The following is a 26,877-nucleotide window of genomic DNA, read 5'->3' on the forward strand; positions in this document are numbered from 1 at the left end:
ATTACTTCAAATATCGCCAACACACTGCCCGTTATGGAGCGCTTCTACACCATTCAGGGAGAAGGTCTCTATCAGGGCAGAGCCGCCTATTTCATCCGTCTTGGCGGATGCGATGTAGGCTGCCATTGGTGCGACGTAAAAGATAGCTGGGATGCGGACAAACACCCGCAGCTGACCATAGACAATATCGTCAGTGAAGCGGCATCCTATCCTGGCCGTATAGCCGTTATTACCGGTGGAGAACCGCTGCTTCACCAGCTGGACGGCCTTACCAAGGCCTTACACAAACAAGGTTTCCGCACACATATGGAAACCTCCGGCTCCTCCCCTCTCAGTGGCAACTGGGACTGGATTACGCTGTCGCCAAAAAAATTCAAAGCTCCCCTCCCGGAAGTATGTAAAGCTGCCAGCGAACTCAAGGTGGTTATCTTCAACAAATCTGATTTCGCCTGGGCAGAAAAACATGCTGCAATGGTCGGCAAAAATTGTCGCCTCTACCTGCAGCCCGAATGGAGCAAAAGCGCGGAAATGCTCCCGCTCATCATCGATTATATCAAGGACAACCCACAATGGCAACTGTCATTACAAGTCCACAAGTATATCAACGTTCCTTAAAAGTTTAGTCCCCGGTTCAACACCGGGGATTTTTCTTTTAAATAAACATCCTATTTTACACGTTGTATTATTGCTATGAAAAAATCCTTTCTGCTGTTATCAGCTTTCTTTTCGGTCCTGCAGCTACATGCTCAGTTCGTAACGTCTGAGAATGCCCCTAAAAAGGCTAAAGCAGCCTTCGACAAAGCGCAGGCCGCCATCAGTACCTACAATACCCAAGAGGCCATTCCTTTCCTGAAAGAGGCCCTTAACATCGCTCCTAACTACCTCGATGCATACGGACAACTAGGTATGTGCTACCTGGAAACCAAAGACTATAAAGACGCCCTGGCCGCGTTTGGTAAATATAAACAACTGGATAGCTCCAGCTTACGTCAGGTAATGGTACCCTATTCCCGCGCATTCGCCGGTACAGGCGATTTCCAGAGCGCGCTGCAAATGGTAAATCAATATATCGCCGGTTCTAAAACAGGCACCAGAAACGCCGAGAAACTGAAAGCCAATTATGAATTTGCAGTGACCCACCAAAAGGAAATCCCCTTTCATCCGCAAAACCTCGGTGATCACATCAACAGCAGCGATCCCGAGTACTTTCCATCTCTCACTATCGATGGTAAAACACTGGTATTCACCAGAAGAGTAAACGGTCGCAATGAGGATTTTTATATCACTCACCGCGACAGTACCGGATGGAGCCCCGCTAAAGATATGGGAGAACCTATCAACACTTCATTTAACGAAGGAGCACAACATATTTCACAAGATGGTACCATCCTTTTGTACACCGGCTGTGATTTCCCGGAAGGCAGAGGAAGCTGCGATCTCTATATTTCTTATAAAACAAACAGCGGCTGGACTAAACCACAAAACCTCGGCGCACCTATCAATACGCGCGACTGGGAGTCCCAGCCTTCATTGACTGCCGACAACCAAACTATTTATTTTGCCCGCGAAACGCCTACCAACGGCTCTGATATTTTCGTTTCACATCTGCTGCCAAGTGGCCGCTGGAGCGACCCTGAAGGTCTTGGTCCCAATATCAATACCAGAGGCAGAGAAACCACTCCGTTTATTCACGCTGACGGACAAACGCTGTATTTCGCATCGAACGGACTACCTGGCTATGGCGGACTCGATATTTATTATTCCCGCAAACAATCCGATGGTAGCTGGGGGCCGGCTGTAAACCTTGGATACCCTATCAATACTATTGACGAAGAAGGCTCCCTGATTGTAGATGCCAGCGGAAAGACCGCCTACTTTGCTTCCGACAGAGCGGAAGGCAAAGGCTCCCTGGATATTTACAGTTTTGAATTATATCCGGAAGCAAGACCACTGCAAACGTTATATGTGAAAGGGTTCGTGTATGACAGCGTAACACAACAAAGACTGCCCGCCAATATTGACGTTATTGAACTACAAGGTAGCACACAGGTAGCGCGGTTCGCCACAGGTGGAAACGGCGAATTCCTCGCCACATTGCCAGTAGGAAAGGACTATGCATTTCATGTGAGCAAGAAAGGATACCTGTTTTACTCTGATAATTTTTCCTTGAAAGATCATAATCCCGATCATCCCTTTGAGAAAAATATCCCATTGCAACCGCTCGCAGCCAATGCCAGTATTGTGTTGCATAATATTTTCTTCGACACCAAACAGTATGAGCTAAAACCGGCGTCTATGCTGGAGATGGATAGATTAGTAAAATTATTAAATGAAAATCCGACGTTGAAAATTGAGATCGCAGGGCATACGGATAATGTGGGTTCGGATAAAGATAACCAGTTGCTTTCTGAGAACAGAGCAAAAGCGGTTGTGACTTATCTCGTACAACATGGCATTGATGCCAAACGCTTAAGTAGTAAGGGTTATGGCAAATCCCAACCTGTTGCAACGAACGATACAGAAGAAGGAAGAGCTACCAACAGAAGAACAGTTTTCAAAGTTATTAGTTTGTGAGACGACAACTGCTCCCAATAAAAAATCCCCGCAAATCAAGGATCTGCGGGGATTTGCTTTTATAGCACTAGTAATTTCTCAGTTTCGATTTCATGATGGAATCTTTCTGTTGTTCCGTCAGTTTGTATTGGAAATTATACAATGCCCCTTCCCAATCGCCATACATAGGATTAGGCAGCACGATATACCTGGAACCGAAGTTGGTAGCGGCATTCAGTGCAGCGGCATTTCTCTCTTCGTAAGGTTTCTTATCGAAGATATTGGAGAAGTCGCTCAGGTTATCCCCAAAAAGCAGTACGATATCATATTGCTGTAACACTTGCTGGCGGCGAGGTTCCTTACCAGAAGTGGTGGTTTTCAGCAACAGGTGCTGATCATCTGCATCCGGGAAATTATACTTACGCAGATTAGCCAGGGTAACGGCTCTTTCTGATTCCAGTCTGTTAGTGATGTAAAATACTTTTACCCCTTTGGAAGCGGCATATTTAAAGAAGGCAGGTGCGCCTGGAACCGTATCAGCAGCGGCTTTCGCGGTCCATTCCAACCAGCTTTTCTCATCATATCCTTTATGGTTCAGTGCCTGATGCACTGAATAAGGACTGTTATCCAGCACTGTTTCATCGATATCAGTAACTACTGCAAGTGGTTTATCGCCTTTGGCAGCGAGGTATTGATCCAGCTTCCATGTTGCCAGTTGATAAGCCTGGAGGCAGAGCGCCTTGTATTCGCCTGATTGTTGTTGCCACAGCGCAGCCCATGCCGCACCTTGCGGAGTCAGTGTTGTATTGCCGGCAGCAGTGTGGCCGGTAGTCGTTTGTGTAGACTTGCACGCCATCATTCCAGCGAGCAGTACAACACCCCAAAACCTTTTCATCATCATTTTATTGGCTGTTAGTTACTGCAAAAATAAATCACCTGGAGAAGAAAAAACTACCGTTGATAAATTGTAATTTAAAAGGCTAAATTGTTTGTTATGCCCTCCGAATTAATGTATCAGATTGCATTAACCCAGGTCCCTATGATCGGGGACGTTACCATCAGGAAGTTACTGGACCATTTTCAGAGCGCTACGGCCATTTTCCAGGCCAGGCAGCAGGAATTGGAAAGAATTGAGCAGGTAGGTAGTGTGAAAGCTACGGCTATCAAGCATTTCCGGGATTATGACAAGGTAATGCAAGAGTTGACCTTCATAGAAAAGTATGCTATACAAGTGATTTTTTATGGAGACGAACGTTATCCTATGCGGCTGCAACACTGCGCAGATGCGCCCTCTCTCCTCTATTACAAAGGAAGTTCGCCACTGCATACCTCCAGGATGGTGAGTATAGTGGGAACCAGGCAACCTTCCCCGTATGGCAGTAAAGTATGCGTACAACTGGTACAGGAGCTTTGTAAAGCAGGGATTACCATTGTGAGCGGACTGGCATATGGAATCGATATCCTGGCACATAGAACGGCAGTGGATTTGGGATGCCCTACTATCGGCGTACTTGCACATGGACTGGATAGGATCTATCCGCCTGCCCATATGGAAATAGCTAAGGAAATGATGAACTGCGGCGGGTTGCTAACAGATTATCCCAGCAAAACTTTGCCCGACAGGCAGAACTTCCCCAGGAGAAACCGGATTGTAGCAGGATTGACAGATGCTACAGTGGTGATAGAAAGCGGTCAGAAAGGAGGGTCGCTCATTACGGCTGAGCTGGCAGGAGGCTATAACAGGGATGTTTTTGCTGTACCAGGCCATGTGGGCGACTGGCATGCAACGGGATGCCACGAACTCATCCGCCAAAATAAGGCAGTATTAGTAACAGAAGCGGCCGATATCATCCAGGCTATGAGATGGGAAGAAAAAGCGACTTCTTCGAAAATGGCCGTTCAGTCATCCTTGTTTCATACACTGGACCCAGCCGAGCAAACAATCATGCAACTTTTTAATAATAAGTCGAGATTGCATTTAGAGGAAATATATATACTGAGTCGGCTAAGCGGTAGTCAGGTGGCCACAGCAGTGTTTAATCTGGAAATGCAGCAGTTAATAAAATGTTTGCCTGGTCAGCAATATGAGCCTGTCAGCCCGGTGTCATGATTCAGAAGATTCACATCTGCTTAACGTTGAAATTTTATTTATTGCGCAAATAGGTGTATATTTGCGTGCAATTATTTTTTAACTGACAAATAGTTGCATCATGCCTGCGGGAAAATCTAAACCCAAATTTGTAGCTGACGGACTGACATTTGATGATGTACTCCTCGTTCCGGCCTACTCCGAAGTTCATCCGAAAGATGTAAATATCTCTACGCAATTAACAAAAAACATACGGCTCAATTTACCGATGGTATCTGCCGCTATGGATACTGTTACCGAAGCCAATTTGGCTATCGCCCTGGCGAGAGAGGGTGGAATTGGTATTCTCCACAAAAACATGAGTATTGAAAGACAAGCTGAAATGGTTCGTCGCGTTAAGCGTAGCGAAAGCGGTCTGATTATGGACCCTGTTACCTTAAAGGCGGACGCTACTATTGGCGAGGCTTTAAGACTCATGAAGGAAAACGGCATTGGTGGTATTCCAATCGTAGACGACGCGAATAAACTGGTGGGTATCTTAACCAACAGAGATCTGCGTTTTGAAAAAAATAAAAAGCGTCTGGTAAAAGAAGTAATGACCAGCGAAAAACTGGTTACTGCTCCTGAAGGTACAGACCTGAAAAAAGCAGAGAAAATTCTCCAGCAATACAAGATTGAAAAGCTGCCTGTAGTGAATAAGCAAGGTAAACTGGTAGGTTTGATCACATACCGTGATATCCTCCAGCTGACCAGCTATCCTAATGCAGTGAAAGATGAATTTGGTCGTTTACTGGTAGGCGCTGCGCTGGGTATTACACCAGATGTGCTGGATCGTGCACAGGCACTGATCAATGTAGGTGTGGATGTAGTTTGCCTGGATAGCTCTCATGGCCATTCCATTGCAGTACTCAACACGCTGAAAAAACTGAAAAAAGCATTCCCTAAATTACAAGTGATCGCAGGTAACGTAGCTACTGCAGAAGGTGCACTGGCACTGGCTGCTGCTGGCGCCGATGCGGTGAAAGTAGGTGTGGGTCCTGGTTCTATCTGTACTACCCGTATCGTAACAGGCGCTGGTTTCCCTCAGCTGTCTGCCGTTATGGACGCTGCAGAAGCACTGAAAAAACAAGGTATTCCTGTTATCGCTGATGGCGGTATCCGTTATACCGGCGATATGGTGAAAGCCATCGCTGCTGGTGCATCTTGCATCATGGCTGGTTCTATCTTCGCAGGTGTGGAAGAAAGCCCTGGAGAAACAATCATCTACGAAGGACGTAAATTCAAATCTTACCGTGGTATGGGTTCTATTGAAGCCATGCAGGAAGGTAGTAAAGATCGTTACTTCCAGGATGAAGACGATATCAAGAAACTGGTTCCGGAAGGTATCGTAGGTCGCGTACCTTACAAAGGCTACCTCTCTGAAGTGATTCAGCAGTTCGTAGGCGGTCTTCGCGCTGGTATGGGTCTGACTGGCTCTAAAGATGTTAAAACTTTACAGGCTGCCCAGTTCGTGAAAATCACTGCTGCTACTGTAAAAGAAAACCACCCGCATGATGTGGTAATCACTAAGGAAGCGCCTAACTATAGCAGATAAAACTGTAAAACAGTTAAATATAATTCAACCGCAGCAGATACCAGTTATTTGCTGCGGTTGCTTGTTTTAGCACCAAGTTATCCTGATTATTCTAAACCCCGTTTTTATTATCTTTTCAACATGAAAAGAATTGCTGACGCGTGTCTCTCCCTAATCCTCCTATGTAGCTGCGCCTATAACGGTCATGCACAAACGCGCAAATCTGTTACTCATCAACTTACATCTATGCAAGCACATTCATCCGGGAAAATGAATCAGCAATGGGCAGACAGCCTGAATGCCATTTTTGATGCAGACCAGGAAGCACGCAAAAAATACCTTGACATCGTCAACACCAATCCGGATAGTACTACGCTAAATGCCGCCGTGCAAGAACTGCATCTCACGGATGAAAAAAATCAACAGTACATCTGCCAATTCATAGATCAACATGGATGGGTAGGCCCTGACGAAGTGGGTATGAAAGGCGCTGGCACTTTATTCCTGGTGATTCAACATGCCCCCTTGCCCATACAAGAAAAGTATATCCCTTTATTACGGGAAGCGGTGAAGCTGCAAAAAGCCCGACCAGAGGATCTTGCATTGATGGAAGACAGAATTTCTGTTAAGAAATATGGTTATCAGATATATGGCAGTCAGGTAAGAACCATTGATGGCAAAACAGTGCTATTCCCAATCAAAGAGGAAAAAGATGTGAATAAAAGGCGCGCCGCTGTTGGATTACAGCCCATTGAGGAATATGTGAAATACTTTAACATGACCTATACACCGCCTAAGTAATCATATCACATCATCAAAAATAATATATTTATAAAGGGGCTGCGATAGCATCCCTTTTTGTTTTACGGCAAAGCAAACTTATCTTCGTTGCCGTCAATTTTCAGGTTACAAAATGAAGCTGCGCTCCATCATTCTAAGTATCATAAGCGGTATAATATTATGGCTTTCCTGGCCAACGATGCCCTTTACCCCATTGATTTTCATTGCACTGACACCGTTGTTCTATCTGACGGAAAAGATCAGGCACAGGGGTGCATATTTTGGTTTGATATTTCTCTCTTTTCTGATTTGGAATGTAGGTAGTACCTGGTGGGTAGGCAATACGCCCGTACCAGCCAGCGGCGTATTTGCCAACAGTTTCAACGCTTTCCTGATGACGATTCCCTGGCTCATGTATAAGAATAGCCGGAAGCGTCTTTCCGCAGCGGGTAGTTATTTAGCATTGATTGTATACTGGCTCACCTTCGAATATATTCATCAGACCTGGGAGCTGAGCTGGCCATGGCTGGTATTGGGAAATGCATTCGCCATGCATCCAGGCTGGATACAATGGTATGAATTCACAGGCGCCAGTGGCGGAACTGTTTGGGTATTGCTTACTAACATTCTCTTTTATGCAGCCTGGAAGCAGGTGCGTATGTATGATTATAATTTTAGGGAGACGATCGTCAAAACAGGCTGGAAGCCTTTACTGATCGCCGTTGTACCCATACTCCTTTCACAGTTTATTCATCCTGTTCCGGATAATCCGGCGAAGAAGTTTGAAGTAGTAGTAGTACAACCGAATGTGGACCCATATGATGAAAAGTATGCCGATGGCAATTCTATGAATCAGGTACACAAGTTATTGCGACTCACCGCTTCAAAAACGGATAGTAATACCCGTTATATCGTTTGGCCGGAAACTGCCTTATTTCCTCAGGCAGCATGGGAAACGCAGCTGAATTATACACCTGAAATACTAGCCATACGGGAGTTTTTACATCAATTCCCCAAAGCTAAAATTATCACCGGCGCACTAACGATGCGTGCATATGCAGCAGATGATCCGGAAGCAGTGACGGCTAGAGTCATGAGTGACGGCACTCGCTGGGATGCTTTTAACAGCGCTATACAGATAGACACTTCCACCGCAGTGGAAGTATATCATAAATATGAATTGGTACCTGGCGTGGAGTTAATTCCATATGTGCGGTACTTATCATTTATGCAATCGCTTGCCCTTGATATGGGAGGTATAACCGGTAGTTATGGCCGCGCACCTGCGCGGGAACTGTTGACAAATCCTGCCGATAGCATCAATGTCTTTCCAACTATTTGTTATGAATCTGTATTTAGTAACTATGTAGCCTCACATACAAGAGCGGGCGCCAACTTCCTGGTAATCATCACCAACGATGGATGGTGGGGAAATACAGAAGGACATCGTCAGCATCTGCAGTACGCCAGAATAAGAGCAATAGAAACACGGAGGTGGATTGCCCGCAGTGCGAACACCGGTATTTCAGCAGTGGTAGATCCGTCTGGAAATGTCTACCAACCGCAGCCCTATTGGAAAGAAGCGGCTTTTAAGGCGACTGTAACATCCAGAGAAGACTATACGTTTTACGTAAAATATGGAGATCTTATTTCCCGCGGAGCAATAATATTTTGTATCTTGTTGCTGGTACATGCTATTTTTTCACGGTTTATTCCAGGTATAAAGAATGTGGAAAACAATCAATAATGGAAATGGCAGCTACCAGGACATAGGACAAGGTCCGGCGGTAGTACTTATACACGGTTTTTCAGAGAATAGTGCCCTGTGGATCAACCAGCAGGAGTTTTTAAAGAATGATTATCGCCTGATTATACCCGATTTACCAGGTTCCGGTAAATCCAATTTGACAGAGGGGCTTACCATTGCTGCCATGGCAGACTACGTATATTCTATACTGTTAGCAGAAAATATCCGCGAAGCGGTAGTTATTGGTCATTCCATGGGTGGATATGTGGCGCTTGCGTTGCAGCAACAACATCCCGAAGTGATGAAAGGACTGGGGCTTTTTCATTCCACTGCAGCCGCAGACACGGAAGAGAAAAAAGAAACACGCAGGAAATCCATAGCTTTCATGCAGCAATACGGAAGCGAATTATTTATCAGGCAAACAATCCCTAACCTGTTTAGCCCGACAACCAAATCGCAACGGCCCAAACTGGTGGAAGCTTGCATCAACATGTGCATTCAATGCCCCCAGGAATCAATGATTGCCTATACCCAGGCAATGATACAAAGACCAGATCTTACAGGGTTGCTCCCTTCAGTTGCATCACCCATGTTATTTGTGATCGGGAAAGATGATAATGCTGTGTCACCTACCAATGTTATTCAACAGGTGATGTTACCAAAAACAAGCAGCGTTTATATTTTTGAAGATGTTGGACACATGGGAATGTGGGAAAAAATTGAAGCAAGTAATCACTTACTGAAACAATTTATTTCATTCTGCCAAGTGTAAGGTTGTGCAGACAAACATTTTCGGTTGTGAAAAAACTACTGTTCCTCCTCCTATGGATGTTGGGCACTTTAACTGTTTCTGCCAAACACATCATAGGTGGACAAGTTTATTACAAGTTTGTTAGTAGTACGCCCAATGGAGACTATACTTATCATGTAACAATGCGTCTTTACCGCATCTGTGAAAGTGGTAATAATATAGCTGAAATGCCGAATGCCGTTTACCTTACCGCTTTCAACAAAGACAATAACGCTGAATATAAAGTTTACTTTGTATCCCGATTAGGCTTCACCACCAAGAACCTGGGGCAAGTAGATCCTTGTATCGTGAATCCGCCCCCGGTATGCTTCCAGGTAGGGATCTATGAAACAGATGTTACCGTACCTTCTAATAAAAAGGGATATATCATCTCCTTTCAAAGTTGCTGCCGGGATAACTTCATGGTGAATATTGAGGCAGATCCGCTCCCATATCCCAGCACAGGTTATGGTACCGGCGCTACCTATTTCACAGAATTACCAGGTACAGAAGAAGGAAAGCTGGGAAATTCAAGTCCCACTTTTAATAAAGAAGAAGCCACACTCGTTTGTGCCAATAAAAAATTTACGTACGATTTCTCCGCCACCGATCCTGATGGCGATAAACTGACTTACGCTTTCTGCGATGCCTACAAAGGCGGAAGAACGACCGACCAGTCGGGCATCCCGGCACAGTCCGACCCTCCCCCCTATTATTCTGTAAACTACATATCACCTTATTCCGGTTCCTCCCCATTAGGGCCTAACGTATCAATAGATCCTAATACAGGTATCATTTCCGGGATTGCTCCTAATCCAGGGAAATACGTAGTAACCGTTTGTGTGAATGAATATCGCAATAATGAACTGATTGGTACCCTGCGTAAAGATTTCCATATCAATGTTACCACCTGCGTAAAACAGGTAGTGGCTTCTATGCCAGATAAATATGCGGAATGTAAAAGCATGACCATTACGTTCCTCAATAACAGTACCCTGGGCAAGCCTTATCACTGGGAATTCGGAGATGGCGCTACCCTGGATACGGATGATCCTAGTCCGGTACAACATACCTATACCACACCAGGGCTCTATACCGCTAAATTGTATGTAGACAAACTAAGCAATTGCGGAGACAGTGCCATTGCCAAAGTATATGTATTCCCTGTATACAAAGCCGATTTCACCTATCAAGGTAGCTGCACACAGAAACCGGCACTGTTCACCAATACCAGTACCACCGACATGGGCACCATGACCTATTTCAAGTGGTATTTCGGTACAGGAATATCTGCGGATACTTCTAATAGTCCGAATCCCTCTTTCCTCTTTAAATCACCCGGTCAATACCAGGTAATCATGTTTGCCAGAACCAGCTTTGGCTGCGAGCAATATGATACCGCACTGGTAAGGATCTACGATAAACCGCCGTTGTTCAGCACATCTGATACCCTGCTATGCAGTAAAGATTCCCTGCAATTGCAGGCCTCCAGTACTTCTACAGGTACCTACAGCTGGATGCCGAATGATTATAAGATATTACAACCTAATACCCCCAATCCCATTATCTTTCCGTTGAAGGATACCACGTATACCGTTACCTTCACAGATGATCAACAGTGTATCAATACAAAAAGTGTATTCATTGACGTTAGAGACTCTTTGATTGTACATACCATGAACGACAGTACCGTCTGTACCGGCGACCCGGTACAACTCACTGCCACCACGGATGGAAATTATGCATACACCTGGACAGATCTGCAAACCAATACCGTGGTTGGCACTACATTAAATCCTACGGTAATGCCCTCGCCACCCCGCACGCAATATGCGATCCTGGCACAACTGGGTAAGTGTCATACTGCAGATACATTATCCTTGAAAGTAGTAAATCCACCCAATGTAAAGGCAGTGCCCGATACGAGTATCTGTAGCGGCAGCCCCGTATTACTGAGGGCTTCCGGAGGCGCATATTATACCTGGTCTCCCAGTTATTATGTCAAATCGCCAAAGGATTCTATTACCTGGGCCACGCCTAAAGACACTACTTTGTTTATTGTAACAGTAACGGATACACTGGGATGCCCCAAAAAGGTGAGGGATACAGCTTTTGTGGCCGTAGTGCCACCTGTGCATGCTTTTGCAGGAAATGATACCATCGTTATCCTGGGTACGCCTTTTCAGCTACATGCCACTGGAGGAATCCGATATACCTGGACACCACCGAATGGCCTGAGCGATACCCGCAGCGCAAGCCCTATTGCGCTTTATGATAAAGACATGACCTATACCGTTACAGCCTATACGAAAGAAGGTTGTACCGGCACTGATGATATTTTCATAAGATTCATTAAAGGGCCGGAAATCTATATACCTAATGCATTTTCTCCCAATGGAGACGGCGTAAATGACTTATTCCGACCAATCCCTGTTGGCATCGTTGCCATGAATTATTTCCGGGTATATGATCGCTGGGGAAAGCTAATGTATTCATCTACAGCATATATGAAGGGATGGGATGGTACCGTCCGGGGTGAACAGGCCCCAGTAGGCACGTATGTTTGGATGGTGGAAGGGGTAGATATCAATCAAAAAACTATTACTTTAAAAGGTACGGTAACGCTAGTACGATAATGACGCTTCAGTGAACCGGAACTGCTGGTTAATTGTTTAAATTAACTTAGCAGTACCCCAATTATGAAGAGAGTCATTTACATGGTACTTGGCTGCTGTTTGTTATTCCTCGATGCAGCTGGCTATCATATTATTGGTGGCGAGATTTATTACAGAACCATTGGTATGAGTGCAGATAACCTCCGCTACCGTTATCTCATTACACTCAAACTCTATCGCGACGCGGATTTCACCTGCGGCGACCGGCAAGGCTGTATTGACCGGTTTGAAAACCCCTCTGTGGCTAATGTGTACAATGCCAGTGGCACCAGAGTGTTGTCTTCCGTATATCTATATATCAAAACGGTCAAGCCATTGATTGATACGCTCAAAAATCCTTGTCTTGCCCCTCAGGCACAGCACCTGGAAGTAGCCTTTTATGAAGCTACTATTGAGCTACCACCCATTACCGGCGGCTATTATGTTTCCTCTCAGCGTTGTTGCAGAGGCGAAAAACTCACCAACATATATGACTCCGAACATGAAGGCTCTACTTACTATACTGTTATTCCTGGCCTAGAAGTCAAGCCAGGCAACAATAGCGCCTATTTCAACAAGGATACGGCAATTGTTATTTGCAATGCCATGCCGTTTAAAATTGACTATGCCGCCTATGATGAAGATGGCGACAGTCTCTCCTACAGCCTTTGCAGTGCGCTCACAGACGGTACTGCCAGCGTCGATCGCAGTTCCAATACGCCGCCGCCCTATAACAATATTGTCCGATACATTGCACCCTATAGCGGTAGCAATCCTATGGGAGGCAATCCTGCTATAGCGATAGACAGTAAAGGGATGATATCTTGTACGCCAGACCGACCAGGCAAATATGTAGTAACAGTATGTGTCAATGAATACGACAGGACCACCAAAGTCTTTCTGGGTACGCATAGCAAGGATATACTACTCACCATTTTCGATTGTACGACAAAAATTACAGCCAGCATTCCATCTATATTACGTAATTGCACAGACGAACCTAGCCTCTCTGTTCCAATGGCCAATTACAGCAATGCAGGCTTCACTTCCACCTATTACTGGGCCTTCGGCGATGGTACCGATACCACCACCACCGACCGCACCGTATTCAATCATAACTTCCCCGATACGGGCGTTTATAAGGTAAAATTGATTGTGAATCCCGGCCTGGCATGTACAGACAGCATGACGGGACTTGTAGCGAATTATCCCGGCTTAAAAGCCGATTTTAATAGCGTGGGACTCTGCAAAGGCACACCGATACAGTTTGATGATCTTTCAACCTATCAGTATGGCAGAATTACCTCCCGCAAATGGATTATCAACATTGATAGTACGCTGGGCTCAACCACTAGCACCATATTAAAATATACCTTTCCCGCAGCCGCCACCTATGCAGTTACGCTGACTGTCAGTACCAATACGCAATGTGAAAAAACAGTCACGAAAAACATACAGGTATATGCCGTAAAACCCTTTGCTGGCAATGATACCATCCTTGTAAAAGGATTGCCATTTACCATGCAGGGAAGTGGTGGGGATATTTACAGCTGGTCGCCCTCATATGGATTGAATAATCCGAATATTGCCCATCCCGTACTGTTATCGGACCGCGATACGACTTATATCCTGAAAGTATCCAATATCCAGGGCTGTAGCGGATATGATACCATGCATGTAAAATTTTATGCCGGGCCGGAAATGTATATTCCGAGTGCTTTTTCACCGAATGGAGATGGTGTGAATGATCGTTTCCGCTTTATTCCTGTGGGTATGATCAGCTATAAATATTTCAGGATCTATAATCGCTGGGGCCAGGAATTATATGCTTCCACAGATTTCCATACCGGCTGGGATGGCACTATTCAAGGAAAACCCGCTCCTGTGGATACTTACATCTGGATACTGGATGCTACCGATCTGAACGGCAACCAGATTCAACGAAAAGGAACTGTTACCCTTGTCAGGTGAAAGCTTTGTAAAATCTGTTACTTTTGCATTCTCTGCTTATCTTAAAACTACATCTCATGGGTATTGTTCTCGTAACAGGCGCTACAGCTGGATTTGGTGAGGCTTGCGCTATTACATTCGCTTCAAAAGGATATGATGTTATCATTACTGGTCGACGTAAAGAAAGACTGGAAGCCCTGCAAACACAACTGACACAAGAATATGGTACCAATGTTTTACCACTTCATTTCGATGTGAGAGATGAACAACAAGTGGCTGATGTACTGGGAAATATCCCGGAAGAATGGCGCGCTATTGATGTGCTGGTGAATAATGCCGGACTTGCGGCAGGACTGAGCAGCATTGAAGAAGGCAGCCTCGACGACTGGAATGCCATGATTGATACCAATGTAAAAGGCTTACTGTATGTATCCAGGATCGTTATGCCGTGGATGCGTTCCCGTACTTCCGGACATATTATCAACATCGGTTCTACTGCTGCTAAAAATGTATATGCTAAAGGCAACGTTTACTGTGCTACTAAATCGGCCGTAGATGCTATCACCCAAGGTATGCGCATTGATCTGCTGCCTTATCGCGTTAAAGTAACCGCTATTCATCCAGGGGCTGCTGAAACCGAATTCTCCATCGTACGTTTCAAAGGGGATGAGGCCAGAGCGAAAGCTTTTTATGAAGGCTTTATTCCGTTAAGCGCACAAGATGTGGCGGACGTTGTATACTATGTAACCACCCTGCCCGCACATGTTTGCATCAACGATCTGGTGCTCACGCCATTACAACAAGCCAACGCCTACTACATAGATAAAAATTAACACATACGTGGGATATAACGATTTAGTATAGATTTTTATATTTGAAAATACTTATATCTTCTGGGTGTTCTTTGCACCGGAAAAATGTAAGTCCCGAGCCCAATGCAAGACTAGCTTGACTATCCGTTCATTTAATGAAAACCATATCCCTATGCTTACATTTCTAACAATGTACTTAATGCGCCTGTACTATCCCAGGTGGAAAGAGCAATGGCGCTTCTATTTCGGTAATACCAGAAAAGGCAATTATGGCCGTTGGGTTACTGGAAAAGATTGGGCTGGCCAGAAAGGGTTTTCTTTCGGTTACAGCTGATGTTTTGTTGTACAGCCAAGTGAATTGAACAACGCGGAGCAGTAGTAGGCTCCGCGTTGTGATTTTTAGGGAGACTAATGTTCCATTATACCATAGGCTATAGCAGTGCCATTCCCCACACGTTGCTTGAATACCACCAGAATTCCTTCCTGCAAAGCCCCCAGCACCGGATAACTACACCAGGTAGAATCGGCGGTGATAGCCTGACTATCCAGCGTACGACCATCAACAGATTTATGCAGAAATGCAATACGGCTGTTAAAATCATTACCCACTTTCACAGGTTCATCCCAGGTGATATACACCTCGCCTTTTTTGTCGATAGTCATTTGCGGATGCTTGGCCATCGGGGCTGTGCTAAGGGACTCCTTCTGCGTATAGGTGTTTCCGTTATCAGTAGACTGACAGTAGAAGACACCTTTACCATGACCCATAGTGAACCAGGCAAAGTGAAGTCCATGATCGTTTGCCACAAGGGTAGGTCCTGTATGTGGACAACCATTCACCACCCAGTTGTCGGCACTGATACGGACAGGCGCTGAAAAGCTGTTACCTCCGTCTGCAGATGTCTGATGCACCATATCCCGGATGGAATCGTTGATAATATCTCTATATACAATGTGAATAACTCCTTTCTTATCAACCAGCAGTTTCGTTCTGCAACACTGGCATACAGTTTCCACCACTGGCTTTGCCGCCTGGAATCCTGCATTGCCACTGGTACGGGCAAAATACAGCGTAGATCCTTCTGCAGCAGTTTCCTTTCTATTATCCAGCCAAATGGCCGCCGCCTCTCCATCGGGCAACAACGCCATATCAAAATAACGCTGATCATACCCGGTGGTATCTGTCACTAAAGGCATCGGCGCTTCCCAATGTAAACCGTTATCGAAGGATTGCGCATACATCACCTTGCCGGCATATTTATTTCTAGCATCATGCTGCTCCATACCAAACAAGGCAATGATGGTACCATTGGGTTTAAACAACAGCTTAGGCAGGTTCTCATCATGCGGATAAACGCCCATTGTAGCGCCGATCTTCCTCGGTTCTGAAAACGTATAACCGTCATCGTTAGTAACTGCATAATACATGACGCCTTTATTGGAAATACTGTCATTCTCCACCCAACTCACCACAGTATTTCCTGCAGTGTCGCGAGTGATATAAGGACAGGAAGCATTGGTTCCATGCGATAAAAACCGGATTCCCGATTTTTCCTCTTTTCCTCGCTGACAAGCCCCCAGCAATACTATCAGCCCCATCGCGAGGATATATCTGAATAAATGCGATTTCATCCTTTTACTTTTTTCCAGTGAACGTATATGCAATACCGAAGTTGAATGTTTGTCGGGGTCCTACGCGATAAGTAACGCCATAAGCAGATTTTTCCGCAGTGGTAGCATATAATCTGTCGCCCACATTCATACAGTTAATCCAGCATTCAAAGCTTCTGTAACCATATCCTGCACGCAGATTGAACAGGTCATAGCCGCCATACATAGCTGTATTTGCCGGGTCCATATAGTAACTACCAATATGCTGCCATTCGCCTCCCAGTCTGAAACCTTTCAGCAAAGCGGGTTTCCAGGTAATCTCGCTATTGGTAATCCAAAGTGGCGCACCATTCATGCGATTGTTATCAAAGGTTTTACTACCATCAAAATAGGCATCGAAGGTATGCAACGCATAAGTACCGCTGGTGCGTATAAAGAGGCTTTTCAACAGGTTATATTTCACATTCCATTCAATACCCCGATGCAAAGTAGCACCGGTATTCTGATTCATGTAACTGCCATCTGCCTGCTGCACACTGATGATTTCGTTGGTACCGGTCATTCTATACAGACTGATATCTGCATAACCTTTGTTATGTCCAAATCCAAACCAGCCACCTACTTCATAGTTGTTGTAAGTAGCCTGTTGCAGCACCGGCACTTTCACTCCCTGGTAGAGATCTGATATATTCGGCGGTGCAAATCCTCTGCTGTAATTCGCATACAGTCCGCGGTTACGACCGAGGTTGTAAGTAAGACCCAATTTGGGTGTCAGCGCATTGAAGTTATTGCGTTCACTAGGTGCGCCTGTATATGCAGACGGGGTCAGGTGATTCACGAAATTATAATCCATCCGATCGTAACGCATAGCCGCAACGACTCTCATATTATTGACAGGCGACAATTCAAACTGTGCATACGCAGCAGTATTCAGGAGTCCTACTTTATAATCCGTCAGCACAGAATCTGTTTGCTGGTAGCCGGTATAATATCCGGCAGCATTTTTATCGATCGTGATAAATCCGGCATGATAGGTAGCGGGGCTATAATCCAGGCTGGCGCCGGCAATGAAAGCGGCATCTTTCCAGGAGAAGCGTTTCTTGTGTTGTACAATCAGGCCATAGCTGTGGAAAGCATCGCTGTTGATCTGACCATTCGCCTTCAGCGGATTGCTGGTGGATTTGATTGAATAGAATGGATTCTGTCCGATATCGCTATGACGATAAAAAGCGGTGAAAGAAGTGCTGTTGGTCGCATTCCAATCTTGCTCCAGCGTGCTGCGGATGCGCAGTGCCTGTACATCGCGGTACGTGAATGTCTGGAAATTGCGGTAATCCTTGCTATAGAAATGAGCGCTATCGAGTCCGCCGATCTGATCTGTATGATAGTTGATCAAAGTAGCGGCGTTGGTCCATTTTGTTTTTGGGCTTGCCTGATACACTGTTTTCAGGCTCAGACCCAGCTTGTGAAAATCGCTGTGATCCATATAGCCATTGGATTGGTTGGCATAATATCCGGAGATGACTGCCCCCCATTTACCGCTGGTTCCACTGGCACTGAAATCTGTGCGTTTATAGCCCCAGTTGCTCATTTCTGCCTGTACTTTAGCGGTGGGTACCAGTGTAGGCGACAGTGTGATAAAATTCACTGCGCCGCCAACAGCTTCACTGCCGTAAAGAGAAGATGCCGGACCACGGATCACCTCTATATTTCTGAGGGCCGCCATGTTTATTTCGATAAGAGCGTTGTGGTTAAAATCGCCCACCGTACGAATGGGAATGCCGTCTTCCAGATATAAAAACAAACTTTTATAACCAATCGGCTGACGAATAGCCATGGTATGTTGTTCGTTTCCCAGGTCTACCATGTAAACGCCACTGACTTTATTCAGTACACGATCCAAAGTGGTAGCCTTTGTTTCCTGCAAGGTTTGCGGAGATATGGTGCTGATGGCCACTGGCGCATCGGTACGATATTGCTTATCTCGGGAGGAAGACACAATGATTTCATTTAAGTTGGCTGCCAGCGGTTCCAGGTAGACGACAGTCGCTCTCCCCATTGCCGCCACTGGCAGCTGCCGGGGAATGTATCCTACGCAGGAAATACGCACAGAATCTGCCGTTCCTGTTGCCAGTGAAAATGCGCCTTTTTCATCGCATACGCATCCTTTACTATTATGTAGTACGCTGACAACAGCGCCTGGCAATGCTTCTTTGGTAGAATTATCAGCAATACGTCCGTGTATTTGCTGGGCATGACTGTACAAGGCAGCCACACACGCAATGATGAGTAAACAACATTGTTTCATATGGATACAATAATGTAGTCGGTACTGACAAATATCAATACAGCGCAATCACATGACCTTGCGGAGCAGGACGATGCTACGCTGATGCAAATGAAATTTTTTGTTCAGCCCGATGATGGTTAATCAGGTAAAATAAGAATGTAGTTAGTGGATTGATTAGCTGAGGAGCCACTGAGGGGGGTGGAAAATAGCAAATACGGGTGTAGGAAGATGAGGATTATTATAATATCCGAAATGCGCTACAATACTGGGTTCAGGATGTTCCAGGAAGTTCTGTAGGTCGTTGACAAACATCACTTCGAAACGTTCTTTCCCGCTGTTCCCATTTTTTTCCTGCTGAGCATCTTTCTCCAGTTCCTTCCGAAGATAACAACGACCATTACAGTGCATTTGAGGCTTGTCTTTGTTCTCACAAAGGTTCTGTGCCACGAAGGACTGATTCGTCCAGTATTGCAGCACAATAAGCCCTTTGCTGCAATTCTCGAGCAACAGTCCGGCGAACACTAATATGATTACAAAGTATTTCAAATCCCCGCAAAGATAGGATCTAAATTGAAAAATAGTTAGGAGAAATCTCTTGGATCATATATAAGTATTGGCCATACGATAGCTGGCTGTCTCCCTACATAAAAATAAAAAAGGATGCCTTTTGGTAAGGCATCCTTTTCATATGAAGGTTTAACAATAAATGTTACTGGGATAATACAAAGCGGAAGGTAATACCGCCTCTTGTATTGGTGATCGGATATGCGGACGATATCGCCGGAATCGTCTGCGAGCGATCGTAGAAGAAGCGCAGGTTCAGACGGTTATTCACCACATAGTCGATCGAAGGCGCAATCCTGAGTACTTTCTGACCACTCGTAGGGATCACCTGATCGGCATCCAGTCGGTTATTCACGGTTTTATCATCACGTAAACTCAGGTCCAGTCGGATATTCAGGTCATTCTGGAGGCGTTTGTTACCATCTTTATTAATTGCAAACGGCAACGTCACACCACGTATACGATAACCGCCACCAATCGCAATTTCAGTAGAACGCAGCTCTGTCAGCTGGTAATCGATGAGACTGAGACTTAGGCTACGGGACTTCTTGAATTCGATCCTGGCATTGAGGGTACTCTTGAAGGTCATATCAATACCGATCAAAGGAACGAAAGCCTCTGTCATGGTCAGATTCGGCACCATAAAATATGGATAGTAGTTGCCGGAGATGGTATCTCTGAACGCCGGATATCCTGCCAGTCGCGGATCTTCAAAGTACATGGAAGTATTGAAAGAGCTCATACTCAAAGTACCAGTGTACTTATGGGTCAAGGTCAGGTTAGTCAGGAAGTTTTTGAACGGTTCTAATTTAGCCAGACCATTGTAAGTGAGCGCCCAGTTTGGTTTCGGGAAGTAATTGCTGAACGGATTACTTTTCACATTATCATTACCCTGTTTTAACAACCCGATATTTTCCGGACTCTTACCCGTATAAGCCGCCATGAAGGCCGGGATCAACACATCCTGCGCATACCTGGTATAACCATAACGGTAAGTAGGATCTTTCGGATCGTAGTAAGGAACGTTAGGGTCCTTATTGTAAGGGTTTGCAGCACCCAGTCTGTTGGAAATGATATTACGGTAACTTTCAAACCTTCTGAATGTTTCTGATACGCCATCAGCCGTATTGATATTACCAAACAAGGTTTTCACTGCGATGTAGGTAATTTCAAAACCGCCAGCATCATATGGACTCAAGTGTTGGAATCCGGTGGTATCATCCACTTTCTTGAACAACTCTGCATGCGTTTTGGTAAATGACTTGGTCATATTCAAATCGATACGTAGGTCATTCACTGGTTCCAACTGTGCCTGTAAATCCCAACGTTGTGTAAACTGTTGCTGGAATTGGAGGTTGAGTAACGGATCTGGCGTAATGATACCTTTTGCCGCAAAGCGATCCATCCATGCTCTGTCTGGCTGATATCCCAATACGAAGTTCAGTCCCGGCGACATGGTTGCCCAGTTCATACCTAATACCTTGGTACTATCCAAATAACCCGGCATACGCGTACCTGCATTTTCATTGAAGTTGAAGCTTACGCGTTTCAACATCATCAAGGTTTTGAAGGCAGCGCGCACAAAATCGGATACTTCTTCTGCATTGTTGTTATTCTGGTTATTGCCAGCTGCTTTGGGGTCCTTCGAATTATTAGCGCCTTGTTTGTTATTCTGATTATTATTGGAAGAAGAGCTTGGTCTGCGCATATTGATGGAGCGCAGGAACTTCGACTTATTATATAACTCTGTGAATTTCAGCTCGGCAGTAAGGGTTTTCTGATTGGAGTTTTCAATCGCATTACCCAAATACAGCGCCAGCTGGGAAGCGCCATTCCAGTGGTATTCCGTACCATAAGAGATGGCTACGTTTGTCCAGTTCAGGGCCGGGAACTTAGCGGTAGGCAAAGTATAGGTGAAGTTTGCCTGATGCATGTAGGTAGTGGTACGTCCGCCTTTCCAGAAGTTGCCCCACACGGTATCTTTCTTCGCAGTGGTATTGATGCGGCCATCTGGTTCATCAATACGGGCTCTGTTCACCGCATTAAACTCGATGTTGATACTGCGGGTAAGATCCCATTTGAAGTTATAATATCTGTCAAAAGTGAAATACTTATTATAGGTTTCCGGCAGTTGATATTTCACATCTCCGCCTACGTTCCTCACTCTCGTAGCTCCAAACTGACGGGACACATCTGCACGGAAACTCAGGATACTAGGTACATAGTTGATATTGAAATCTTTCACCAGATCCAGCCAGTGGGTTTTGGTTTTTATCAACCTTTTAAACGGCTCCCAATAACGTTGTTCGCCGGCATAACTATATCCCAGACCGCCTCTGTGCTTGGTCAGCACATCGTTCTGGATCAGTGGATTATGTCTGTTGATCTGAGAGAAAGAATAACTCACATCAAAGTTTTCAATATCCCAGAGATGCCGTTTTCCTTTGCTGGTTTTCAGCTTTCTTACATTCGTAAAGTTCAGACTCGTGATGGAAGTGAAGTCTTGCGCATTTTTGCGGATAGAATCTCTTTCATGTTTATTTCTGGCCAGGTCCAGCTTATCTTTCAGCTTGATATCCAGGTCATATGGATCATATTCCGGATTGCTGGCAGATTGTGAATAACCGGCATAGACGGGTACAGAGATGGCCGCTTTTTTAGGCAGCAGTTTACCTAAGTCCAGATTGGCAGCGGCGTCGTATTGCAGGAAGTTATCCCTGAATCTTTCGTTCACGCGCTGATCAATATTTCCGAATCCGGCAGTATGCATGTTACCCGAGACGGAAATGGTACCCAGATCTGATAACTGGATGTCTACCCTACCGAGGGCAGCGTACCCTCCTTTCTCATCAAAATCTGCTAATCGTAATTCATCCAACCAGATTTCTGCACATTTCGGCATACCATCATCTTTCGGATTGAGGATACCGATCATCATGGTTCTCGCATCGCCCAGGCTAGGATTACCTACTACCGACATAAAGTTTCCATGCTCATCTTTTACTGGTGTGAGCGGATAAGGCAGTAATGGCGAACAGGAGTCGCACATATTTCGCTGTTGTTTCAGTCGGGTAAGGTTAGCCAGTACTACATCCAGGCTATTGGAATCAGGCCAGATGAGACTTGGATTTGTTTTACCTCCGGATACCAGCGGATCGGTTACTTTCAGTGGAATACGATACTCGTAATAGTTGCTTACAAAGTCGCTACCAAAACGGATAACTGCCTGTACATCGCCATCATGGAGGGCGCCGGAACCTTGCATCGCTTCCGCGTGAATGTACATCTGCATTCTCTTATACTGACGCATATCCATATTCAGGGTCTTGTACACTGCGCGGATATCGCCGTCTTTCAGATTGCAGACCTGCAGGGAGAGTGATTGTTCATTCAGCTGCAGGGTAGTATTGTTGGTACTGATGGTATTCTGACGCACCACGCCATTTGGCAGTACGTAGTTAATTGGTTCACGGGAAGAGTTTTCTTCGATATTTACCGCGGCCTGATTAAAAGTAGTGCTGTTATCTAATGGAACAGGATCGCCTGGTTTCAGTTCATAATCGTATTTACGCCATTGGCTGCGCACCAGTTCCAGTTTACCAAAACGAAGCACGATAGAATCCTGGAAGTTGGTCAGGAACATACGCATGAAGCGGATGGACTTGAAGTCAGGAATGTTACCTACTCTGGTATCATACTGGTTGATGGGCACTTTAAACTGATACCATGTTTCCTCAGAAGTTGCTCCGTTGGCCAGTTTAACGTTTGCGATGATCTTATCTACGAGGAAGTTTTTACCTACTTCCATGTTTGGTTTCAGATCGATGCGGTACTGGAAATATTCTTCTGTTTCATTCAGCGTATTATCTCTGTTCAGATCCTCTGACTCAGGGATATTTGTAGCCGCAGAAGAATAGGTGGAGTTACCGGTGGAAGCCGGAGAGTTACCTTCCGGGTTGTTATAGTTCTTATATCTTCCAAGGATAGTAGTATTGCTATAGTCCCGGTAATGTTTGTAGTTATCGTTTGAAGGATCGGAGTGAGCCAGTTGTCCAATTGGGGAACCGGCGCCGAAGTTCATATCAATACTATCCAGGTATTTTTTAAAGAACACCTGTTCATCTGCTGTTTGCAGACCATCATAACCGACGTCCTGGAAGGCACGGATAGCGGGGTCGTTGTCGAATGCCTGTGTGATCTGTTGTTGGAATTTAGGAATGCGGCCCCAGTTGGAAGAATCCAGTTTATTGGTTTCTTTCGGATTAGGCAGACCGTTTTCGAAGAATTTCTTGGAATCTTTCAGGATATCCTCAGACACGTTACCCAAGTTGAAATACAGTTGACCGCCGGCAGGATTGGTCATTGCGTTGAATGGGTCCTGAATCCAGAATTCAATGTATTCAATATTGGCTGTTTCGAAGTCGCTGTTATCGATGGCGCGCATAATACCGCCCCAACGGGTGTTTGGCCGAAGCAGTTTACCGTTTCTGTCCATAGCCAGCGGGCTGTTGGTGAAGTTATACGGGCCGCGGTCTTTTGGATAGTAAGCCAAATCCAGGGTACTGAGCTGGCTCTGACCGAAGTCGGTAGATTTATTCTTGAAAACTTCATTCTGGTACACGAGGCGTACGCGGGGATCTGACTGTTGGTCTTTGTCTATACCGGCAGGCAGATTAGGGGATTGTGGTAGTTGCAGGGTTGGCTCGATGATATACCAGGCCAGTTTTGCTCTGTTTTTACCGTAATCCAGGATGTTATTGTATTCTGCTTCTGGGAAAAGTATTTGTCCGGAGGCGTCTGTAGCGCCTTTCGGAGTAGATGCCAATGCCCAGTTGGTAGCAGGGAATTTCAGATCATAACCGCTTTTCACCCCTTCGAAGTCGTCGATGTAGCTAACGCCTTGTTTACTTCCGGGTTGGTTGATCAGTTTACTATGGCCAGGGAATAAGCGGGCCACCTCTCCGGTAAACATGATATTGGACGGCGCTTTGGATTGGAAGTTTGGCAGTTTGTTCAGGAATTTGGTGAGTCCTTTCCATTCTGAGTTATAGTTCACATCAAAGCCTACCATGGTATTTTTGATAGGGTCGTCGCCGTAGTTCACCTTTTGATAGTATGGTCTTTCGCTCATCCGGACTACGGTACCGCCTACACTGAGTTTATCATTTACGAGGTAGTCGAAGCGTGTTCCGAAGTAATTTCGGACTTGTTGTCCGAAGAGGGAGTTATTTTCATACTGCACATTGATCGGAACGCCAGCATTGAGTACGCCGCCATTGATGATTTTCAGTCGGCCGAGGTTATAGTCGATGATATAATCCACGTTTTCACGGAGTAACTGACCACCAGCGGTAACGGTTACTGATCCTGGCGGGATATTAGGCGCCAGGCTGATTTCCGAGGAGGTAGCAGATTTATAGGAGCCGCGCAGTACGTACCTGTTCAATTGAGGGAACTGTTGCGCCACTACTTTGATGGAGTCGTACAGTACTTTGTACAGGTATTGTTTTTCCAGGTTTACGTCTCCGTTGAAGGCTTTTTTGAGGCCATCGCCGAAAGGTTCCAGCATTGGGAACATCATGCGGCCGTTCATGGAGTTGATCGTATACCCTTCCACGTAGTCGAATACCCCATCTGGCTGAGGGTCTCCCTGGTTGTTGAGCCGGTCGAGGTTCAGTATGGTGATGATTGGTGCGCCGGCGTAGGAGCCTTGTGCATCAGGGATATAACGTTTATCGCTTGGAGGTCTGCCTTCTGCGCCAGGGTCTTTATAATAGACGTCCAGTTTAAAATCTTCTTTATTCAACGCATATCCGCCGGTGTTGTAGATGTTTTTCATCATCAGGTCCCAGATAGGGAGCGTTGGTCTGGCGGAAGTAGCTTTCAGGAGTTTCAGGAAGAGTACTGGCTGGTTGGCAGAGTTGTTTTGATCTGGCGGTACGTCCTGGGAGAACTCCCCTACCTTATATACCTTACCGTTGTAGGTATATTGAAAGGCGACAGCCAGGACTTCGTCTGGCTGTAGTTGTTGGTTTAGGGAGATGAAACCTAATTGTTTATTCACCGTGTACTCTGTAGAATCGAGTTTACGGGCAAATGTTTTTTCGAATTCCGAGACGGGTTGCAGTCCTAATGCCAGCAATCGCGAGACGGCAGTTCCGGTGGCTCTGCTACTGGGGTCATTGATTAACCGCGGGTAGAGGTCATTGACGCCATTGTCTGGCAGATGGGAACTGGTGAGTACTGCGATGCCGGAGTTGAAAGGTTTGTATTCGCCTAAATCCATGAGGCCCACGATATCGCGGGTTTGTGTTGTAACACCTGTTTTATTGGTTACCCAGACTTCTAATCGGGTGATGGTTGCTAATGACTGGATGATAGGGAGTTTGGCCATAGCGTAATTGAACGTATCCCTAAAGAACTGTGAGAGGAGGAAGTGTCTGTTGTCTTCATACTCATCGGCTCTTATGTTAAAGTCCTGCACCATGGTCCCGCCTTTCAGTTGAAGGTTTTGTTTCTGGGATTTCTGGTTGGACAGAACGGAGGTTACTGTCAGTCGGCCAAACTGTAATTGTGTTTTCACCCCAAACAGTGATTGCACTCCGGAGATGAGGGAGCTACGGAGGGGGAAGCTGACATTACCGGCTTCAATTTTCTTGATAATTTCGTCTTGGTAGCCGGTATATTCGAGTTTAATTTGGTTTTCGAAATCGAATGCGGACTGGGTGTTATAGTTGGTGATAATTTTGAGTTTATCGCCAATTTTACCTGTCACGTTCATATTGATACCCATATCGAAGTTGAAGCCCCCATTTTTGCGGGCTTGTTCTACGAGAACGGGGTTTTTGATATTCTGGCCTTGGTATCCGAAGGTGAGGTCGAGGCTACCTTGTGGGATGATATCGACTTTACTGCCGCCGAAAATCCTGTCGAACAGGTTATTTCCGTTGTACATAGTGGGGCCGTTACCTTTCTGGTTCAAATTTCCCAGTGTACTGGCTCTTTTCTGCCAGTAGTTCTGTTCACTTTGCGCAGCCTGCATCTTATAGAATTCGTCAAAACTCATATAAGTGGGGTTACGATAATACTGGTTACCGATTTTTTCGGTAACGGTGTATTGTTTTGTAACGGGGTCGTACTCGACTGTTTTGTTGATGTTAGCAGGGTCCTTGAGATCCAGCGCATTTTTGGACGTAGGATCAGTAATACTGGGGCCACGTCTGTCCTGCAAGGGATATTTCAAGGTATCTTTTTTCGACTTGGTTGAATCCGGGAGTGTTACAGCCGGAGGGGGAGTATCCCTTTCCGGCGCCCGGGTTTCGTTTACAGCTGCAGACAAATGCATTCCTCCTTTTCGGTCCCTGGCGGCAGTGTCAACAATGATAAAAGATACAATTCCTATTACTGCAAAAACACCCAAAGGTTTCTTACTTGCCAAGAAAAATAGGTTTTTATAGAGGTATT

General features: G+C 45.5%; 16 protein-coding genes. 11 read left to right on the top strand and 5 right to left on the bottom strand.

Annotated features, from left to right (window positions below; all coding sequences use genetic code 11):
* Positions 1-33 precede the first annotated feature (33 nt).
* Both CLV59_RS26545 and CLV59_RS26550 read left to right on the top strand, forming a co-directional pair.
* Positions 34-615, top strand: coding sequence for a 7-carboxy-7-deazaguanine synthase QueE (locus CLV59_RS26545; protein ID WP_233180585.1), 582 nt, complete (start codon positions 34-36; stop codon positions 613-615).
* Positions 616-690: 75 nt separating this feature from the next.
* The gene (locus tag CLV59_RS26550; protein ID WP_111595137.1) at positions 691-2,574 is read left to right on the top strand and encodes an OmpA family protein; all 1,884 of its coding nucleotides are present in this window, start codon (positions 691-693) and stop codon (positions 2,572-2,574) included.
* 67 nt (positions 2,575-2,641) lie between these two features.
* Here the strand turns inward: CLV59_RS26550 and CLV59_RS26555 are convergent, their stop codons facing one another.
* Positions 2,642-3,448, bottom strand: a complete 807-nt coding sequence (locus CLV59_RS26555; RefSeq protein WP_245950959.1) for a 5'-nucleotidase, lipoprotein e(P4) family — start codon at positions 3,446-3,448, stop codon at positions 2,642-2,644.
* 99 nt (positions 3,449-3,547) lie between these two features.
* Between CLV59_RS26555 and dprA the strand changes: the two genes are divergently transcribed.
* The 9 genes from dprA to CLV59_RS29055 all read left to right on the top strand — a co-directional run bounded on the left by dprA (position 3,548) and on the right by CLV59_RS29055 (position 15,282).
* The gene (gene dprA / locus CLV59_RS26560; protein WP_111595139.1) at positions 3,548-4,663 is read left to right on the top strand and encodes a DNA-processing protein DprA; all 1,116 of its coding nucleotides are present in this window, start codon (positions 3,548-3,550) and stop codon (positions 4,661-4,663) included.
* A 100-nt stretch (positions 4,664-4,763) separates the two neighbouring features.
* The gene (guaB, locus tag CLV59_RS26565; protein WP_111595140.1) at positions 4,764-6,236 is read left to right on the top strand and encodes an IMP dehydrogenase; all 1,473 of its coding nucleotides are present in this window, start codon (positions 4,764-4,766) and stop codon (positions 6,234-6,236) included.
* A 120-nt stretch (positions 6,237-6,356) separates the two neighbouring features.
* Entirely contained in the window at positions 6,357-7,016 is a 660-nt protein-coding gene (locus CLV59_RS26570) for a DUF6624 domain-containing protein (RefSeq protein ID WP_146616329.1), read from the top strand.
* 112 nt (positions 7,017-7,128) lie between these two features.
* The gene (gene lnt / locus CLV59_RS26575) at positions 7,129-8,742 is read left to right on the top strand and encodes an apolipoprotein N-acyltransferase (protein WP_111595142.1); all 1,614 of its coding nucleotides are present in this window, start codon (positions 7,129-7,131) and stop codon (positions 8,740-8,742) included.
* Entirely contained in the window at positions 8,723-9,514 is a 792-nt protein-coding gene (locus CLV59_RS26580; protein ID WP_111595143.1) for an alpha/beta fold hydrolase, read from the top strand. The genes lnt and CLV59_RS26580 overlap by 20 nt, the downstream gene beginning before the upstream one ends.
* A 26-nt stretch (positions 9,515-9,540) precedes the next feature.
* Positions 9,541-12,168 (top strand): PKD domain-containing protein, encoded by a 2,628-nt coding sequence (locus tag CLV59_RS26585; protein WP_146616330.1) that lies wholly within the window; start codon positions 9,541-9,543, stop codon positions 12,166-12,168.
* Positions 12,169-12,231: 63 nt separating this feature from the next.
* Positions 12,232-14,157 (top strand): T9SS type B sorting domain-containing protein, encoded by a 1,926-nt coding sequence (locus CLV59_RS26590; protein WP_111595145.1) that lies wholly within the window; start codon positions 12,232-12,234, stop codon positions 14,155-14,157.
* Between the two features lie 56 nt (positions 14,158-14,213).
* Complete coding sequence (locus CLV59_RS26595; protein ID WP_111595146.1) at positions 14,214-14,969, top strand: SDR family NAD(P)-dependent oxidoreductase; 756 nt, start codon at positions 14,214-14,216, stop codon at positions 14,967-14,969.
* Positions 14,970-15,120: 151 nt separating this feature from the next.
* On the top strand, positions 15,121-15,282 hold the full coding sequence (locus CLV59_RS29055) for a hypothetical protein (RefSeq protein WP_170137935.1): 162 nt from the start codon (positions 15,121-15,123) through the stop codon (positions 15,280-15,282).
* A gap of 74 nt (positions 15,283-15,356) precedes the next feature.
* Here CLV59_RS29055 and CLV59_RS26600 read toward each other — a convergent pair whose 3' ends face one another.
* From CLV59_RS26600 to sov, 4 genes are all read right to left on the bottom strand, one after another.
* Positions 15,357-16,580 (bottom strand): sialidase family protein, encoded by a 1,224-nt coding sequence (locus CLV59_RS26600; RefSeq protein ID WP_111595147.1) that lies wholly within the window; start codon positions 16,578-16,580, stop codon positions 15,357-15,359.
* Between the two features lie 4 nt (positions 16,581-16,584).
* A complete protein-coding gene (locus CLV59_RS29370) occupies positions 16,585-18,867 on the bottom strand; it encodes a TonB-dependent receptor (RefSeq protein ID WP_111595148.1) in 2,283 nt (760 codons plus the stop codon).
* A 156-nt stretch (positions 18,868-19,023) separates the two neighbouring features.
* On the bottom strand, positions 19,024-19,395 hold the full coding sequence (locus tag CLV59_RS26610; RefSeq protein WP_146616331.1) for a hypothetical protein: 372 nt from the start codon (positions 19,393-19,395) through the stop codon (positions 19,024-19,026).
* 163 nt (positions 19,396-19,558) lie between these two features.
* The gene (gene sov, locus CLV59_RS26615) at positions 19,559-26,851 is read right to left on the bottom strand and encodes a T9SS outer membrane translocon Sov/SprA (RefSeq protein ID WP_245950960.1); all 7,293 of its coding nucleotides are present in this window, start codon (positions 26,849-26,851) and stop codon (positions 19,559-19,561) included.
* Positions 26,852-26,877: the final 26 nt, after the last annotated feature.

This window comes from Chitinophaga dinghuensis, from assembly GCF_003259435.1.
Classification (GTDB): Bacteria; Bacteroidota; Bacteroidia; order Chitinophagales; family Chitinophagaceae; genus Chitinophaga; species Chitinophaga dinghuensis.

Coding starts and splice junctions, on each gene's coding strand:
- CLV59_RS26545 (WP_233180585.1), top strand. CDS start 34: ATGGAGCGCTTCTACACCATTCAGGGAGAAGGTCTCTATCAGGGCAGA.
- CLV59_RS26550 (WP_111595137.1), top strand. CDS start 691: ATGAAAAAATCCTTTCTGCTGTTATCAGCTTTCTTTTCGGTCCTGCAG.
- CLV59_RS26555 (WP_245950959.1), bottom strand. CDS start 3,448: ATGAAAAGGTTTTGGGGTGTTGTACTGCTCGCTGGAATGATGGCGTGC.
- dprA (WP_111595139.1), top strand. CDS start 3,548: ATGCCCTCCGAATTAATGTATCAGATTGCATTAACCCAGGTCCCTATG.
- guaB (WP_111595140.1), top strand. CDS start 4,764: ATGCCTGCGGGAAAATCTAAACCCAAATTTGTAGCTGACGGACTGACA.
- CLV59_RS26570 (WP_146616329.1), top strand. CDS start 6,357: ATGAAAAGAATTGCTGACGCGTGTCTCTCCCTAATCCTCCTATGTAGC.
- lnt (WP_111595142.1), top strand. CDS start 7,129: ATGAAGCTGCGCTCCATCATTCTAAGTATCATAAGCGGTATAATATTA.
- CLV59_RS26580 (WP_111595143.1), top strand. CDS start 8,723: ATGTGGAAAACAATCAATAATGGAAATGGCAGCTACCAGGACATAGGA.
- CLV59_RS26590 (WP_111595145.1), top strand. CDS start 12,232: ATGAAGAGAGTCATTTACATGGTACTTGGCTGCTGTTTGTTATTCCTC.
- CLV59_RS26595 (WP_111595146.1), top strand. CDS start 14,214: ATGGGTATTGTTCTCGTAACAGGCGCTACAGCTGGATTTGGTGAGGCT.
- CLV59_RS29055 (WP_170137935.1), top strand. CDS start 15,121: ATGCTTACATTTCTAACAATGTACTTAATGCGCCTGTACTATCCCAGG.
- CLV59_RS26600 (WP_111595147.1), bottom strand. CDS start 16,580: ATGAAATCGCATTTATTCAGATATATCCTCGCGATGGGGCTGATAGTA.
- CLV59_RS29370 (WP_111595148.1), bottom strand. CDS start 18,867: ATGAAACAATGTTGTTTACTCATCATTGCGTGTGTGGCTGCCTTGTAC.